This window comes from Pseudomonas prosekii (genome assembly GCF_900105155.1).
GTDB lineage: Bacteria > Pseudomonadota > Gammaproteobacteria > Pseudomonadales > Pseudomonadaceae > Aquipseudomonas > Aquipseudomonas prosekii.
Map to the genome: position 1 here is coordinate 5,325,105 of NZ_LT629762.1, position 14,704 is coordinate 5,339,808.

Genomic DNA, 14,704 nt, shown 5'->3' on the forward strand with positions numbered 1-14,704 from the left:
TTGCTCGCGATGGCGGTCTCGAAATCGCCATCGCGAGCAAGCTTTGCTCCCACAGAAGGTATTGGGCTTAGTCGAAGATCTGCTTCCAAGCAAAAATCCTTGTGGGAGCAAGGCTTGCTCGCGATGGCGGTCTCGAAATCGCCATCGCGAGCAAACTCGGCTCCCACAGAAGGTATTGGGCTTAGTCGAAGATCTGCGTCCAAGCAAAAATCTTTGTGGGAGCAAGGCTTGCCCGCGATGGCGGTCTCGAAATCGCCATCGCGAGCAAGCTTTGCTCCCACAGGGTTATGGGGTGGGGCGGCAATTATGTGCAGTCACTGAACCTGTGGCGAGCGAGCTTGCTCGCGTTTGAGTGCGCAGCGCTCACAAAATCTGCGTCGTCACAAAGACTTCGGGGCTGCTGCGCACCCCAACGGGAGCAAGCTCCCTCGCCACTGGTTTTCTGTTCGTCCCACGTGTGCAGGAGATCGCGCGCACCACTTTGCAACGCCACGCAAACGGGTTGATCCCTTCGCTGCGGGTGAAAATGTGGCAGAAATGTGCCTGGTCGCAGAAGCCGCATTCGAGGCTGATTTGTGTCAGTGTCAGGTCGGTGTCACGGATCAACTGCTTGGCTTTGTTGATGCGCTGGCAACGAATCCAGTCCTGCGGCGAAACCCCGGTGCTGCACTTGAATGCGCGGGAAAAATGGCTGCGTGACAGCGCACAGGCGCGGGCCAGTTCGGTGACTTCCAGGGTCTCGCTGAGGCCATCCAGAATCAGTTGCTTGACCAGGTTTTCACGCCAGGGCGCGAGGCCGCCGGTGCTGGTTTTTTGCATGGGCGTGGCGGACGCCCGGACGGCGTTGGACTGAACGTGAGCCATGACAAATTTCCGTGTCGGTGGGAATGCGCGGGCGCACTGCACGGTGGATCAGCACCTTCCCTTTGGAGAAAAAACAGGCCTGCGCAGAGGACTTCATTCTTGGGCGCGGGCGGCTGGCAGGCGAGTTAAACGTTGTTAATTCCGCGCGGTTTACAGGCAGCCACTGCGCCAACTCAGCACATCGCTGCAAGTCGGCCGCTGCTTGCGCAGTGCAAGATGGGCGACTTGTGGCGTGCCTCGCTGGCCGCTTTTTTCAGGTACATCAAAGGTGAACGCATGCGGCATTTTCTGATTGGCACACTGGGCCTCGCGATCGCGCTGGCATCCGCGTCTTCGATGGCGGCAGCGCCAGCGCAGGTCGGCACTCAAGTGCCGGGTTACTTTCGTTTGGCGGTAGGCGATTACGAAGTCACGGCGCTGTTTGACGGCTACAACGACTTGTCGCCGAAATTGCTCAAAGGCCTGACCCAGAGCCAGATCCGCGCGTTGCTGGCGCGGCGTTCGATTGAAACGCCGGGCGTGCAAACGGCGTTCAATGCGTTTTTGATCAACACCGGCAAGCAACTGATCCTGGTCGATACCGGGGCAGGGCAGTGCATCGGCGCCACCGCCGGGATGCTTTCGCAGAACATGCAAGCCGCCGGTTATCAGCCGGATCAGGTCGACACCGTGCTGCTCACCCACTTGCACCTGGACCACGTCTGCGGACTGGTCGACGCCGAGCAAAAACCGATCTTCGCCAACGCCACGGTGTACGCCGCCAAGCCTGAAGCGGATTACTGGCTCGACCCGCAAGCGCTGGCCAAAGCACCGGAAGCGGCCAAGGCCTATTTCAAAATCGCCCAGGATTCGACCGCGCCTTATGTTGCAGCGGGTCGCTTCAAAACCTTCGCCAGCGGGCAATCGCCGGTGCCGGGTGTCGAGGCAACGCTGGAGGCCGGGCACACGCCGGGCAGCACGACGTATCGTTTCACCTCTGAGGGCCAAAGCATTTTGTTCATGGGCGACCTGGTGCATAACCTCGCCGTGCAGTTCCTGCATCCAGAGGTATCGATCGGGTTCGACACCGACGGCCAGCAGGCGATCAAGAGCCGCAATCAGGTGTTTAGCGCTGCGGCGACCAGCAAAACCTGGGTGACCGCCGCGCATCTGCCGTTCCCCGGTATTGGTCATATCGCTGCCGAGGGCAAACATTTCCAATGGGTGCCAGTGGAATACGGCCCTTACAAACGAGCGGCGAAAGTGCCGTTGATCGAGTAAAGTTCCGGCACTGCTTCCTCCCGGGTTTTGCGCTGACCGCCAGGCCGACTCAACACACAAAGGACCCTGCTGATGAACCGTAACGATCTGCGCCGCGTCGACATGAACCTGCTGGTGATTTTCGAAGCCTTGATGTTCGAGAAGAACCTGACCCGGGTCGCTGAAAAACTCTTTATGGGGCAACCGGCGGTGAGTGCGGCGCTGGGGCGGTTGCGGGATCTGTTCGACGATCCGTTGCTGCTGCGCAACGGTCGCGGCATGGAGCCGACGGCGCGTGCGCTGGCGATTCTCAAGGAGCTGCAACCGGCGATGGACGTGATTTCCGGCGCGGTCAGCCGCGCCAAGGAATTCGAGCCGGCCAGCAGTTGCGACGTGTTCCGTATCGGTTTGTCGGACGACGCCGAATTTGGTCTGTTTCCGCCATTGCTCAGCCATCTGCGCGAAGAGGCGCCGGGGATCATCGTCGTGGTGCGCCGCGCCAATTACCTGCTGATGCCGGCGCTGCTGGCTTCCGGGGAAATCTCTGTCGGGGTCAGCTATACGACGGATCTGCCGGCCAACGCCAAACGCAAAAAATTGCGCGATATTCCCTGCAAGGTATTGCGCGGGGACAAACGGCCGGGGCCGCTGACGCTGGACGAATACTGCGAGCGGCCGCACGCGATGGTCTCGTTTTCCGGGGATTTGAGCGGCAACATCGACCTCGATCTGGCGAAGATTGGCCGCAGTCGGCGGGTGGTGCTCGGCGTGCCGCAATTCAGTGGCTTGCGCGCGTTGCTCGCGGGCACCGAGATGATCGCCACGGTGCCGGATTACGCAGCGTGCGCGCTGGTCGAAGGCTGTGCGCTGCGCGCCGAAGATCCGCCGTTCCCGATCGAAGCCGCGCAATTATCGATGGCCTGGAGCGGCGTCCACGACAACGACCCCGCCGAACGCTGGCTGCGCGCGCAGATCAGCCAATACATGGCCGAACCGCTGAACATCCCACCCGCGTAACCTGTGGGAGCTGAGCTTGCTCGCGATGGCGATTTCAAGGACGCCATCGCGGGCAAGCCTTGCTCCCACAGGAGCGGTGATCTCAAGCCTTGCGCAATCCCCTGTGGGAGCTGAGCTTGCTCGCGATGGCGATTTCAAGGACGCCATCGCGGGCAAGCCTTGCTCCCACAGAGGGCGCGGTGATCTCAAGCGTTGCGCAATCCCCTGTGGGAGCTGAGCTTGCTCGCGATGGCGATTTCAAGGGCGCCATCGCGGGCAAGCCTTGCTCCCACGGAGAGCGGTGACCTCAAGCCTTGCTCCCACAGGGAGCCCCGCAAAAAGAGCACGTACATTCAATTTTCCCTCGCCCCGACCCGGCACTATCAACTCAAGTGCCGGCGAAGCCATGCCGGTGATTTTTTCACAGGGGCGCGCAGGCGATGAACGCATCGGAATGGGATGAACGGGCTCGGGATCTCGGGCTGTTGTTTCTGCGGGTCAGCGGCGCAATGTTTCTGCTGTGGGTGCACGGTTTGCCCAAGCTGCTGGATTACACCGCGCAACTGCAACTGATCGAAGACCCATTCCACCTCGGCGCCAACCTAACGTTGATCCTGGCGATATTCGCCGAAGTGCTGTGCCCGCTGCTGATCATCGCCGGGGTGCTGGTGCGGCTGGCGTGCCTGCCCATTTTGTTTGTGCTGCTGGTGGCGCTGTTGATCGTGCATCCGCAATGGAGCCTGTTCGAAGGCCAGTTCGGCTGGCTGCTGCTCATCCTCTTCACCAGCATTTTCATCGCCGGGCCAGGACGGCTGGCGCTCAACGATCGTTTCGCCGGAGTGTTCCGTTATGCCTGATGCCATCCAGCCCACCGCCGCAAAACCGGGCTTCGAAGAAGTCGTGACCTTGATCATCAAGCACCGGATCAAGGCCGGTTTCGAGGCACCGTACGAAGCTTGGTTGCGCAACATTGTGAGCATCGCCGGGCAGCAGGACGGGCATTTGGGCGTGGACGTGATGCGCGGCAAAAACGCCGGCCTCGACATGTACACCTGCGTGCTGCGCTTCTGTTCCACCGAGGCGATGCAGCGCTGGCTCGATTCGCCGCAACGCCTGGAACTGGTCAACGAAGCCGCGCCGATGCTGGCCGACGGCGACCAGACCGAGGTCAATCCGGTCAACGAATTCTGGTTCGCGCCCACCGCCGACAGCGCGTCGCCACCGCCACCGCGCTGGAAGCAGGCCGTGGTGACCCTGCTGGTGATTCTGCCGCACACCTTGCTGGTGCCGATCATCTGGGGGCCGCTGCTGCAGCTCAACGCGTTCCTGTCCAACTACGTGGTGGCCACGTTCCTGATCACCCTGACCATCGTCGTATCGGTGGTGTACCTGTTCATGCCCATGGCGACGCGGCTGTTCGCGCCGTGGCTGTCCCATTCCACTCAGCCTGAGGGAACGCGATGAACGCCGATCTGATTCTGTTCAATGGCCAATTTCATACCGTTGACCGTGAAAACCCATTCGCCACCGCCGTGGCGATCAGCGCCGGACGTTTCGTTGCCGTCGGCTCCGACGCCGAAGCCATGGCGCTGCGCGGTTCCGGCACGCAGGTCATCGACCTCAAGGGCCGCTGCGTGATTCCCGGCCTCAACGACTCGCACTTGCACCTGATCCGTGGCGGGCTCAATTACAACCTCGAATTGCGCTGGGAAGGCGTGCCGTCGCTGGCCGATGCCTTGCGCATGCTCAAGGATCAGGCCGACCGCACGCCGACCCCGCAATGGGTGCGCGTGGTCGGTGGCTGGAACGAATTCCAGTTCGCCGAAAAACGCATGCCAACCCTCGAAGAACTCAACCAGGCAGCCCCGGATACGCCGGTGTTCGTCCTGCATTTGTACGATCGTGCGTTGCTCAATCGCGCGGCGTTGCGGGTCGCCGGTTACACGCGCAACACGCCGAACCCGCCGGGTGGCGAGATCGTTCGTGACGCCAACGGCGAGCCGAGCGGCATGCTGGTGGCGCGGCCGAACGCGATGATCCTTTACTCGACGCTGGCCAAAGGGCCGACGTTGCCGCTGGAATATCAGGTCAACTCGACCCGCCAATTCATGCGCGAACTCAATCGCCTCGGTCTGACCAGCGCCATCGATGCCGGCGGCGGTTTCCAGAATTATCCGGACGATTACCAAGTCATCGAACAGTTGGCAAAAGATGACCAATTGACCGTGCGCATTGCTTACAACCTGTTCACCCAGAAGCCCAAGGAAGAACTCACCGACTTCAAGAACTGGACGTCGAGCGTGACCCTGCACCAGGGCGACGACTACCTGCGGCACAACGGCGCCGGGGAAATGCTGGTGTTCTCCGCAGCCGATTTCGAAGACTTCCTCGAACCTCGCCCGGACCTGCCGCAAACCATGGAAGACGAGCTGGAACCGGTGGTTCGCCACTTGGTTGAACAGCGCTGGCCGTTCCGTTTGCACGCCACGTACAACGAATCCATCAGCCGCATGCTCGACGTGTTCGAGAAGGTCAATCGCGACATTCCGTTCAACGGTTTGCCGTGGTTCTTCGACCACGCCGAAACCATCACGCCGCAGAACATTGAGCGGGTGCGGGCGCTGGGCGGCGGCATTGCGATTCAGGACCGGATGGCGTTCCAGGGCGAATATTTCGTCGAGCGTTACGGCGCCAAAGCCGCCGAAGCGACGCCGCCGATCAAGCGCATGTTGGCCGAAGGGGTACCGGTCGGCGCCGGCACCGACGCCACGCGGGTGTCCAGCTACAATCCTTGGACCTCGCTGTACTGGATGGTCAGCGGCCGCACCGTCGGCGGTCTCGAGCTGCACGCCGAAGGTTTGCCACGGTTGACCGCGCTGGAATTGTTCACGCACGGCAGCGCCTGGTTCTCGTCCGAGCAGGGCAAAAAAGGCCAGATCAAGGTCGGGCAACTGGCGGACGTTGCGGCACTCAGCGCCGATTTTTTCAGCGTCGATGAAGAAGCGATCAAGTGGATCGAGTCGGTGTTGACCGTGGTCGGCGGCAAAGTGGTGTACGCCGCCGGCGACTTCGAAAAACTCGGCCCGGCCAGTGTGCCGGTGCTGCCGGACTGGTCGCCGGTGGTGAAAGTCCCCGGCCACTGGCGCCCGACATCGCCGATGCAGGCACAGGTTCACCATTGCAGCGGGCCGTGTGGCGTGCACTCCCACAGCCACGAAAAGGCGCGTCTGTCGAATGCGCCGGTCAGCGATTTCGCCGGTTTCTGGGGCGCTTTCGGCTGCTCGTGCTTTGCTTTCTGATGATCAAACAAAGCGCCGGCCGGGTGCCGGCGCCTTAAGCACCATCCACTAACGAGGGGTTTCACATGAGCAACGTTCCTTACAAACGTCTGAACAAAGATGACGCGGTTGTATTGCTGGTCGACCACCAGACTGGCCTGATTTCGCTGGTCCAGGATTTCTCGCCGAACGAGTTCAAGAACAACGTGCTGGCCCTCGCGGACCTGGCCAAGTTCTTCAAACTGCCGACCATCCTCACCACCAGTTTCGAAAGCGGCCCGAACGGCCCGATGGTGCCGGAGCTCAAGGAACTGTTCCCGGACGCGCCGTACATCCCGCGTCCAGGCCAGATCAATGCCTGGGACAACGAAGACTTCGTCAAAGCGGTAAAAGCCACTGGCCGCAAGCAACTGATCATCGCCGGTGTGGTGACGGACGTCTGCGTGACGTTCCCGACCCTGTCGGCGCTGGCGGAAGGTTTTGAAGTGTTCGTCGTGACCGACGCTTCGGGCACTTTCAACGAAACCGTGCAGCAAGCCGCCTGGGCGCGCATGACTGCCGCCGGCGCGCAACTGGTGAACTGGTTCTCGGTGGCTTGCGAGCTGCAAGTTGACTGGCGCAACGACATGGAAGGCCTGGCCAACCTGCTGTCGCCGCGCATCCCGAACTATCGCAACCTGATGAACAGCTACTCGGCGCTGACTGCCAAATAAGCCACACCGTAAAAAATGCCCGCCATTGCGCGGGTATTTTTTTGCTTACGGTTTGAGGCAAGCGCGGTCTGTGTGGCGAGGGGGCTTGCCCCCGTTAGAGTGCGCAGCACTCTCCATTGCGGGGACCGCTTCGCGCTCCAACGGGGGCAAGCCCCCTCGCCACAAAAGCCACGCCACCCACAAAAGCCACTCCACCCATAAAAGCGTGGTGGATCAGCGGTTTTGCAGCCACCCCAGAAACCCTCCTTTCTTGACCGGCACCGGTGCCGTCATCAACGCCAATCGGCTGTTCTGCTGGCGCACGGCTTGCAACTTGTTCAACGCGCGTCCGACTTCATTGCGTTGCGCCATGCAATCGCGGGTCAGGGATTTGTCGATGCGGTAAATGATGCACGACGTCAGCGCAGTGAAGCAGGCCTGGGACGGCGTGTCGGTGAGGATGCTCTGTTCGCCCATGACCTCGCTCGGGCCCATGCGCCCAGCCTCGGTTTGGCCGACGCCATCAGGTACGGTCGCGCTGACCACGCCGGTGGCGATGACGAACAGACTGTCCGGCACCTCATCAAGCTCCAGCACCACCTGGCCAGCGCTGTACTGCTGCGCAACCATCGATTGCGCCAAGCGGTCGCGTTCATCCTCGCTGAGCGAACGGAAGATCTTCACCTCATCAAGCAATGCCCGAGCGCGGGTCGAAGGCTCGATCACGCCGTCCAGTTGCCGGGAAATACCCGCCGCTTCCAGATGCCGATGCGCCAGATCGAACAGTTGATTGCGCACTTCGGATTTTTTTCCCAACTCGGCAATAAAGCCGCTGGCGACGTACTCGGACATGGTTTCGCCGGCCTCTTTCAGCACCGCTTTCGGTGCCGGATTGAGCAACAACGTGCTGCTGCCCTGCAGCGTGCGATCCAGCGCATCGAGCACTCGGCGCGGACGAATATGGTTGGGCACGTGAATGCTGATCGACACGCCGTGCATGTTGTTCGGTCGGCTCAGGTTGACGATCTTGGCTTTCGCCGCCACTGAGTTCGGCACCACCGCCATGGTCCCGGCGCTGGTCAGCAAATGAGTGGCGCGCCAGTCGATGTCGAGCACCTTGCCTTCGACGCCGTCGATTGCGACAAAGTCGTCCACCTGATACGGCTTGGTGGTGTTGAGCACGATCCCGGAAAACACGTCGCTCAAGGTGCTTTGCAGCGCCAGACCGACCACGATGGCGACCACCCCGGAAGTCGCCAGCAAACCTTTGACCGGCAGTTCCAGCACATACCCGGCGGCCGCGACGATGGCGATCAGAAACACCAGCGCGCCGATGACATCCTGCAGCAACCGGCCGCTGTGACCGATGCGGCGCATCAGCAGCAGACCGATGACTTCGGTGAGCACCCGCGCGGCGTACAGCCACCAGACAATCCCCAATGCCGTGGCGCCGAGTTGCGCCACGCGGTCGTCGGCGAACAGCGGTGACTGCAGGGGGCTGACCCCGGCGTTGATGATCACCGCGCTGAAGAGCACAAACAGCGCCAGGCGCAGACCGATGCGCGTGACGCGATGCTTGAACGGCGCGAGCTGCCAGAGCAGGGCGTCGATCACCAGCAACAGGGCACTCCAGGACAGCGGATGGTCGTAGACGAGGGACATGGCGGGAACTCCGGAAGGCGGCTTGATGCGGTTTTGTGCCTGATGATCTGTGGCGAGGGGGCTTGCCTGTGGCGAGGGGGCTTGCCCCCGTTGGGCTGCGAAGCGGCCCCAAAAATATCCAGCGATGCTGAAATCCTGCCAGTGCTACGCACTCGAACGGGGGCAAGCCCCCTCGCCACAAGAATTGGCGGGCAAGAAACCTCGCCACATCGCTTAATGTGGCAAGGTCGCTGGCCTCAGTTCAGATGCGTCTTCAGTTCCAGCGCTGCCTGGCGCACGGCCGCTTGCACTTCCGGGATCTGACTCAGCGGGTTGAGCAAACCAAAGTCGTGAATCATCCCGTTGTAACGCACCGCCGTCACCGGCACACCCGCCGCATCCAAATGACGGGCATAGGCTTCGCCTTCATCACGCAGCACGTCGAACTCGGCGGTTTGCACCAGCGCCGCCGGCAAGCCTTTGAGCTGTTCGGCACTCGCTTGCAGCGGCGAGGCATGGATCTGCGCACGCTGAGCGGGGTCTTTGGTGTAGCTGTCCCAGAACCAATTCATCATGCCTTTGGTGAGGAAATGACCTTCGGCGAATTGCTGGTACGAAGCGCTATCGAACTGCGCGTTGGTCACCGGCCACATCAGCAGCTGGAAGCGCAGTGCCGGGGTTTTCTGCTCCTTGGCCATCAACGCAACGACCGCTGCCATGTTGCCGCCGACGCTGTTACCGGCCACCGCGAGGCGTTGGCCATCGACGCCGATTTCCTTGCCATGCTCGGCAACCCAGCGGGTGGCGGCATAGGCCTGGTTGATCGCGGTCGGGTACTGCGCTTCCGGCGACGGCGTGTAATCGACGTACACCGCGACGGCGCCAGAGCCCACCACCAGGTCACGAATCAAGCGTTCGTGAGTCGGGTAGTCGCCCAGCACCCAGCCGCCACCGTGGAAGAACATGAACACCGGCAGCTGACCTTTGACTTTGGCCGGACGGACGATGGTCAGGTTGACGTTTTGCTCGCCGACCTTGATCGAACGCTCGCTGACTTCAACGCCTGACAGATCGACTTTCACCGAGTTCTGCGCACCGCTCAGCACGGCACGGGCGTCTTTCGGGCTCAGTTGCTCCAGCGGTTTGCCTCCGCCCGCCGCGAGCGCTTCGAGGAATGCCTGGGTGTTGTGCTCGACACCCGGGCTGCCAGCGGCGAAGGCGTTGCCGATGGAGAGGGCGAGAAAGGAGGCGGCGAGGGTCTTTTTGACGAGGTTCATGGGTAAATCCTTTTTAGTCGTTTGAGATTGTCTACCTGAGGGTCAGGTTGCTGCTGGCGCTGGCTTTCAGGCCTCAGCAACACCGTGGACACAGATTAAGCGGGTGCCAGAAAGGGAAAAAGCAGCTATAAAGTGTTTGACTGTCAACCAAGGCGTGACAATGAACCCGTTCGAAGATATGCGTATTTTTTGCCAAGTCATGGACTCCGGCAGTTTCACTGCGGCGGCGGACCAACTGGGCTTGTCCAAGCAATTCGTCAGCCGCCGGTTGATGCAACTTGAAGAACGCCTCGGCGTGCGCTTGCTCAATCGCTCGACCCGGCGCCTCGACGTCACTCCGCTGGGCCAGAGCTACTACGAATCGGCGTTGCGCCTGCTCGGTGAAGTCGAGCAGGTGGAGCAGGGCATCGCCGGGCAAACCACCGAGCCACGCGGCACGATTCGCCTCAGCGCGCCGCTGTCGTTTGCACTGGCGCATTTGGGGTGTTTGCTGCCGGTGTTTCTGCAGCGTTATCGCGACGTCACCGTCGAAGTCGACCTCAGCGACCGCCCGGTGGATTTGCTCGGCGAGGGCTACGATTTGGCGTTGCGCATCGGCGTGCTGGAAGACTCGACCCTGATCGCCCGGCGTATCGCCTCGATCAAACGCGTGTACTGCGCCAGCCCCGACTACCTCGCCGAACGCGGCACGCCGAGCAAACCCGAAGACCCGCTCAACCACGACTGCCTGCCCTACGGCCACGGCCGTCAGGTGCAATGGCGTTTTGATGGGCCGGGCAAACCCCTGACCGTCAACGTCACCGGACGCATGCGGGTCAACAATGGCGATGTGCTGAGGGATGCGGCGGTGGCCGGAATGGGCGTCACGTACCTGCCAACGTTCATCGTCGGCGCGGCATTGAAGGAGGGGCGACTGGTGCCAGTGCTGGAAGACTTCAGCCCCGAACCGCTGACGTTATCCGCGGTATACCCGCAGCACCGCCAGGGCTCGCGGCCGGTGCAGGCGTTTATCGAGTTTTTGCGTGAGCGGCTGGATCAGACTCAGGGCGTGCTGTAGAGCCAGGCACATTCCCCTGTGGGAGCGAGGTTTGTGCCGGACGCAAAACCTGTAGGAGCCGAGCTTGCTCGCGAAGCGGTGGGTCAGGTGATGCAGATGTGACTGATGCACCGCCATCGCGAGCAAGCTCACTCCCACAGGGATTTGCTGTGAATACGAGGTTAGTGCCGGGCGCAAAACCTGTAGGAGCTGAGCTTGCTCGCGAAGGCGCCGGATCAATCAACACATTCGCCGGATGACACACCGCCATCGCGAGCAAGCTCAGCTCCTACAGGGCTTGGGTGAATCAGGGGGTTGTGGTGGTCAATGGATGCTGGAGGCCAGTTCGAATATCGGGATGTACATCAGGATGACGATGACGCCGATCAGCAGGCCGATGAAGGTCATCAGCAGCGGCTCGAACAAGCGCACGAACCACTCGATCCAGCGGCTGATTTCTTCGTCGTAGAAGTCGGCGCTGCGTTCCATCATTTGTCCGAGGTTGCCGGACTGTTCGCCGGCGCGCAGCAGGCGCAGGGACACCGGCGTCACCAGGTGATTGAGTTCCAGCGCCGCCGACAACGACTGCCCCTCGCGCACCCGCTCGCAAGCCTGATCAAGCCGAGTGCGCGAGGCGACGGTGAGCAAACCGCGAACCATGCCCATCGCCGTCACCAGCGGAATCCCGCCCTGCAGCAGAATGCCCAGCGAGCGGTAAAACCGCGCCAGTTCGTACATGAAGATGCGTTGATGCACCGCCGGGAGTTTTTCGATCAGCCGGTCGACGCCTCGGCGGAACGCCGGTTGGCGCTGGAGGAAGGCGAGGGCGACGACGATAGCCGCCAAGCCGCCAAAGAATTGCGCCTGATGCGCGTGCAGAAACATGCCGCTGCTCATGAGAATCTGTGACAGCCATGGCAGGTTCGACCCCAAACCTTCGAACACCAGGCTGAAGCGCGGCACCACGTAACCCATCAAAAACAGCACCACGCAGCTGCCGACGATCAGCAGCAACATCGGGTAAATCGAGGCGCTGACGATCTTCTGCCGAACCTCGTCCATGCGTTGCCGATAGCTGACGTAACGGCCCAGCGCATCGCCGACCGCGCCGGTCTTTTCGCTCGATTGCACCAGCGCCACGTAGAGCGGCGGGAACACCGCCGACAACTGGCCGAGGGCCTGGGAAAACGATTTGCCTTCGTACAGCAAACGCACCAGTTCGCTGAGGGTTTTGCGCGCCTGGGGCGCGGTTTCTTTTTCCGCGAGGCTTTCCAGCGCGTCAATCAACGGCAGCCCGGCGTTCAGCAGGGTCGTCAGTTCCTGGCTGAACAGCACCAGGTTAAAGGTCTCGCGCTTACGCAAACGCAACGCTCGCCAATGGCGTTCGGCGTGCAGGCTGAGCACGCGCAAACCCTGATCCTCGGCGATGCGTCGGGCTTCGCTGTGGCCCGGGGCTTCGACCGACATCGAGACCACACCGGCCTTGCCGACAGCTTTGAGATGAAAACGCATGGGCGTCGCTCCGGTCATTGCCAGTTAGTGACTTCAGCGTTTTCGCCTTCACCGCCGGGCTGGCCGTCCTTGCCCATCGACAGTAAATCGTACTCGCCGTTTTCGCCGGGGTAGCGGTAGGCGTAGTTGCGCCCCCACGGGTCTTGCGGCAGTTTTTTCTGCAAGTACGGGCCGGTCCAGCGGGTTTCATCGCTCGGCGCAATCACCAGCGCCTGCAAACCCTGCTCGGTGGACGGGTAATGGCCGACCTCCAGTCGATACAGATCGAGCGCTTTGCTCAGGCCTTCGATTTGCGCCTTGGCGACCTTCACTTCCGAGCGCCCGAGTTGGGCGAAATACTTCGGCGCGACGATGCCGGCCAACAGCCCGAGCACCACCAGCACTACCAATAATTCGAGCAGGGTAAACCCGCGTTGCGAGTGCGGGGCGGAGCACGGACGCTGATTCATGATGACCTCATCCAGTGGGCAGCAGGGTCGCTGCCAAGGCTTATGCAATTGCCATGCTCAGGCTTGGTGATTGCGCGCCAGCGCCCGTAATCCGCGGCTTGGCGGCGACGGCACAGTGCTTGCGTATGGCTGATTGACTACCGGCCATTGGGGCATAAGCCCCGTTTTTCGGGGCCGGCCAGGGGAGGCATGAAATATGAAAGCACTCACTGCAGGATTGCTCGGCGCGCTGCTGCTGACCGGCGTCGCCGAGGCCGATGTGTTTGTTTCGGTGGACGCCAAGGGCAGCTACGTCTTGTCCAATGTCCACCGCCCCGGACGCCACTATGAACGGGTGATTCAGGAGCCCGACGCGCCCCGGCTGAGCATGGATCAGCAACCACAAATGATCGCCCGCCAGCCCTATGCCGAACTGGTGTCGGCGGCGGCAACGGCCAATCAATTGCCGGCGGCGCTGTTGCACGCGGTGATTCAGGCCGAGTCCAGTTACAACGCCGACGCGACCTCGGCCAAAGGTGCCGGCGGCTTGATGCAATTGATGCCCGACACCGCGCGCGAGCTGGGCGTCACCGACGTCTACGACCCCAAGGCCAACATCCAGGGCGGCGCGCGTTATCTCAAGCGTTTGCTGACCCTGTTCGACAACGACATCAGCCTCGCCGTGGCCGCTTACAACGCCGGGCCGCAAGCGGTGCTCAGCCGTGGCGGGGTGATCCCGCCGTTCGCCGAAACCCAGCGTTATGTGCCCAGCGTCCTACGCCAATACCGGCGTTTGCAGGGCCTGGCAATGGACGCACCGCTGTAACCGCCGCGTTACCCCAACAATGGGGAAAACCACCCCCCACCGCTGCGCCGTCGGACGCAGCCTCGCTAAAGCTCGGCAGCTGCTACAGGCGTGCGCCAAGTCCAGCGACAGCGCCAAACCCGTGTAGCAGCTGCCAAGCCCCGGCGAGGCTGCGTTCGGCGGCGCAGCCGTCGTGAGAATGACCAACGCGGTGAATCTGGGAGATTGCGTGCACAGCATCTGCGACGGCTGCGCCGCCGGACGCAGCCTCGCTAAAGCTCGGCAGCTGCTACAGGCCGTGCGACAAGTCCAGCGACAGCGCCAAAACCCGTGTAGCAGCTGCCAAGCCCCGGCGAGGCTGCGTTCGGCGGCGCAGCCGTCGTGAGAACGACCAACGCGGTGAACCTGGAAGATTGCGTGCACAGCGTTTGCGACCGCTGCGCCGTCGGACGCAGCCTCGCTAAAGCTCGGCAGCTGCTACAGGCGTGCGCCAAGTCCAGCGACAGCGCCAAACCCGTGTAGCAGCTGCCAAGCCCCGGCGAGGCTGCGTTCGGCGGCGCAGCCGTCGTGAGAATGACCAACGCGGTGAATCTGGGAGATTGCGTGCACAGCATCTGCGACGGCTGCGCCGTCGGACGCAGCCTCGCTATAGCTCGGCAGCTGCTACAGGTGTGCGCCAAGTCCAGCGACAGCGCCAAACCCGTGTAGCAGCTGCCAAGCCCCGGCGAGGCTGCGTTCGGCGGCGCAGCCGTCGTGAGATCGGTTAACGCGGTGAATCTGGAAGGTTGCGTGCACAGCGTTTGCGACAGCTGCGCCGTCGGACGCAGCCTCGCTAAAGCTCGGCAGCTGCTACAGGCAGTGCGACAAGTCCAGCGACTGCGCCAAACCCGTGTAGCAGCTGCCAAGCCCCGGCGAGGCTGCGTTCGGCGGCGTAGC

General features: G+C 62.1%; 13 protein-coding genes. 8 read left to right on the top strand and 5 right to left on the bottom strand.

What is annotated here, in order from left to right:
- Positions 1-363: 363 nt before the first annotated feature.
- Positions 364-864 (bottom strand): helix-turn-helix domain-containing protein, encoded by a 501-nt coding sequence (locus BLU01_RS24050; protein WP_092280153.1) that lies wholly within the window; start codon positions 862-864, stop codon positions 364-366.
- 276 nt (positions 865-1,140) lie between these two features.
- Here BLU01_RS24050 and BLU01_RS24055 point away from each other — a divergent pair, with 276 nt between their 5' ends.
- The 6 genes from BLU01_RS24055 to ycaC all read left to right on the top strand — a co-directional run bounded on the left by BLU01_RS24055 (position 1,141) and on the right by ycaC (position 7,090).
- On the top strand, positions 1,141-2,124 hold the full coding sequence (locus BLU01_RS24055; RefSeq protein WP_092281731.1) for an MBL fold metallo-hydrolase: 984 nt from the start codon (positions 1,141-1,143) through the stop codon (positions 2,122-2,124).
- Positions 2,125-2,196: 72 nt separating this feature from the next.
- Positions 2,197-3,120: a LysR family transcriptional regulator gene (locus BLU01_RS24060; protein WP_092280155.1), complete on the top strand. Its 924-nt coding sequence runs from the start codon at positions 2,197-2,199 to the stop codon at positions 3,118-3,120.
- 419 nt (positions 3,121-3,539) lie between these two features.
- Positions 3,540-3,956: a DoxX family protein gene (locus BLU01_RS24065; RefSeq protein WP_092280157.1), complete on the top strand. Its 417-nt coding sequence runs from the start codon at positions 3,540-3,542 to the stop codon at positions 3,954-3,956.
- Positions 3,949-4,563 (top strand): antibiotic biosynthesis monooxygenase, encoded by a 615-nt coding sequence (locus tag BLU01_RS24070; RefSeq protein ID WP_092280159.1) that lies wholly within the window; start codon positions 3,949-3,951, stop codon positions 4,561-4,563. The genes BLU01_RS24065 and BLU01_RS24070 overlap by 8 nt, the downstream gene beginning before the upstream one ends.
- The gene (locus tag BLU01_RS24075) at positions 4,560-6,398 is read left to right on the top strand and encodes an amidohydrolase (RefSeq protein WP_092280161.1); all 1,839 of its coding nucleotides are present in this window, start codon (positions 4,560-4,562) and stop codon (positions 6,396-6,398) included. Before BLU01_RS24070 ends, BLU01_RS24075 begins: the two co-directional genes overlap by 4 nt.
- 65 nt (positions 6,399-6,463) lie before the next feature.
- Positions 6,464-7,090 carry an isochorismate family cysteine hydrolase YcaC gene (gene ycaC / locus BLU01_RS24080; RefSeq protein WP_092280163.1) on the top strand — a complete coding sequence of 209 codons (627 nt, stop codon included), beginning with the start codon at positions 6,464-6,466 and terminating at the stop codon, positions 7,088-7,090.
- A gap of 213 nt (positions 7,091-7,303) precedes the next feature.
- Here ycaC and BLU01_RS24085 read toward each other — a convergent pair whose 3' ends face one another.
- Both BLU01_RS24085 and BLU01_RS24090 read right to left on the bottom strand, forming a co-directional pair.
- The gene (locus BLU01_RS24085; protein ID WP_092280165.1) at positions 7,304-8,731 is read right to left on the bottom strand and encodes a mechanosensitive ion channel family protein; all 1,428 of its coding nucleotides are present in this window, start codon (positions 8,729-8,731) and stop codon (positions 7,304-7,306) included.
- 236 nt (positions 8,732-8,967) lie between these two features.
- Positions 8,968-9,987 (bottom strand): alpha/beta hydrolase, encoded by a 1,020-nt coding sequence (locus BLU01_RS24090; protein ID WP_092280167.1) that lies wholly within the window; start codon positions 9,985-9,987, stop codon positions 8,968-8,970.
- A 160-nt stretch (positions 9,988-10,147) separates the two neighbouring features.
- Here BLU01_RS24090 and BLU01_RS24095 point away from each other — a divergent pair, with 160 nt between their 5' ends.
- Positions 10,148-11,044: a LysR family transcriptional regulator gene (locus BLU01_RS24095; RefSeq protein ID WP_092280169.1), complete on the top strand. Its 897-nt coding sequence runs from the start codon at positions 10,148-10,150 to the stop codon at positions 11,042-11,044.
- Between the two features lie 303 nt (positions 11,045-11,347).
- Here the strand turns inward: BLU01_RS24095 and BLU01_RS24100 are convergent, their stop codons facing one another.
- Together BLU01_RS24100 and gspG are read right to left on the bottom strand one after the other, a co-directional pair.
- Positions 11,348-12,535, bottom strand: coding sequence for a type II secretion system F family protein (locus tag BLU01_RS24100; RefSeq protein WP_092280171.1), 1,188 nt, complete (start codon positions 12,533-12,535; stop codon positions 11,348-11,350).
- A 14-nt stretch (positions 12,536-12,549) separates the two neighbouring features.
- Positions 12,550-12,984, bottom strand: coding sequence for a type II secretion system major pseudopilin GspG (gspG, locus tag BLU01_RS24105; RefSeq protein WP_092280173.1), 435 nt, complete (start codon positions 12,982-12,984; stop codon positions 12,550-12,552).
- Positions 12,985-13,180: 196 nt separating this feature from the next.
- Here gspG and BLU01_RS24110 point away from each other — a divergent pair, with 196 nt between their 5' ends.
- Positions 13,181-13,789 carry a lytic transglycosylase domain-containing protein gene (locus tag BLU01_RS24110; RefSeq protein WP_092280175.1) on the top strand — a complete coding sequence of 203 codons (609 nt, stop codon included), beginning with the start codon at positions 13,181-13,183 and terminating at the stop codon, positions 13,787-13,789.
- The last annotated feature ends 915 nt before the right edge of the window (positions 13,790-14,704 follow it).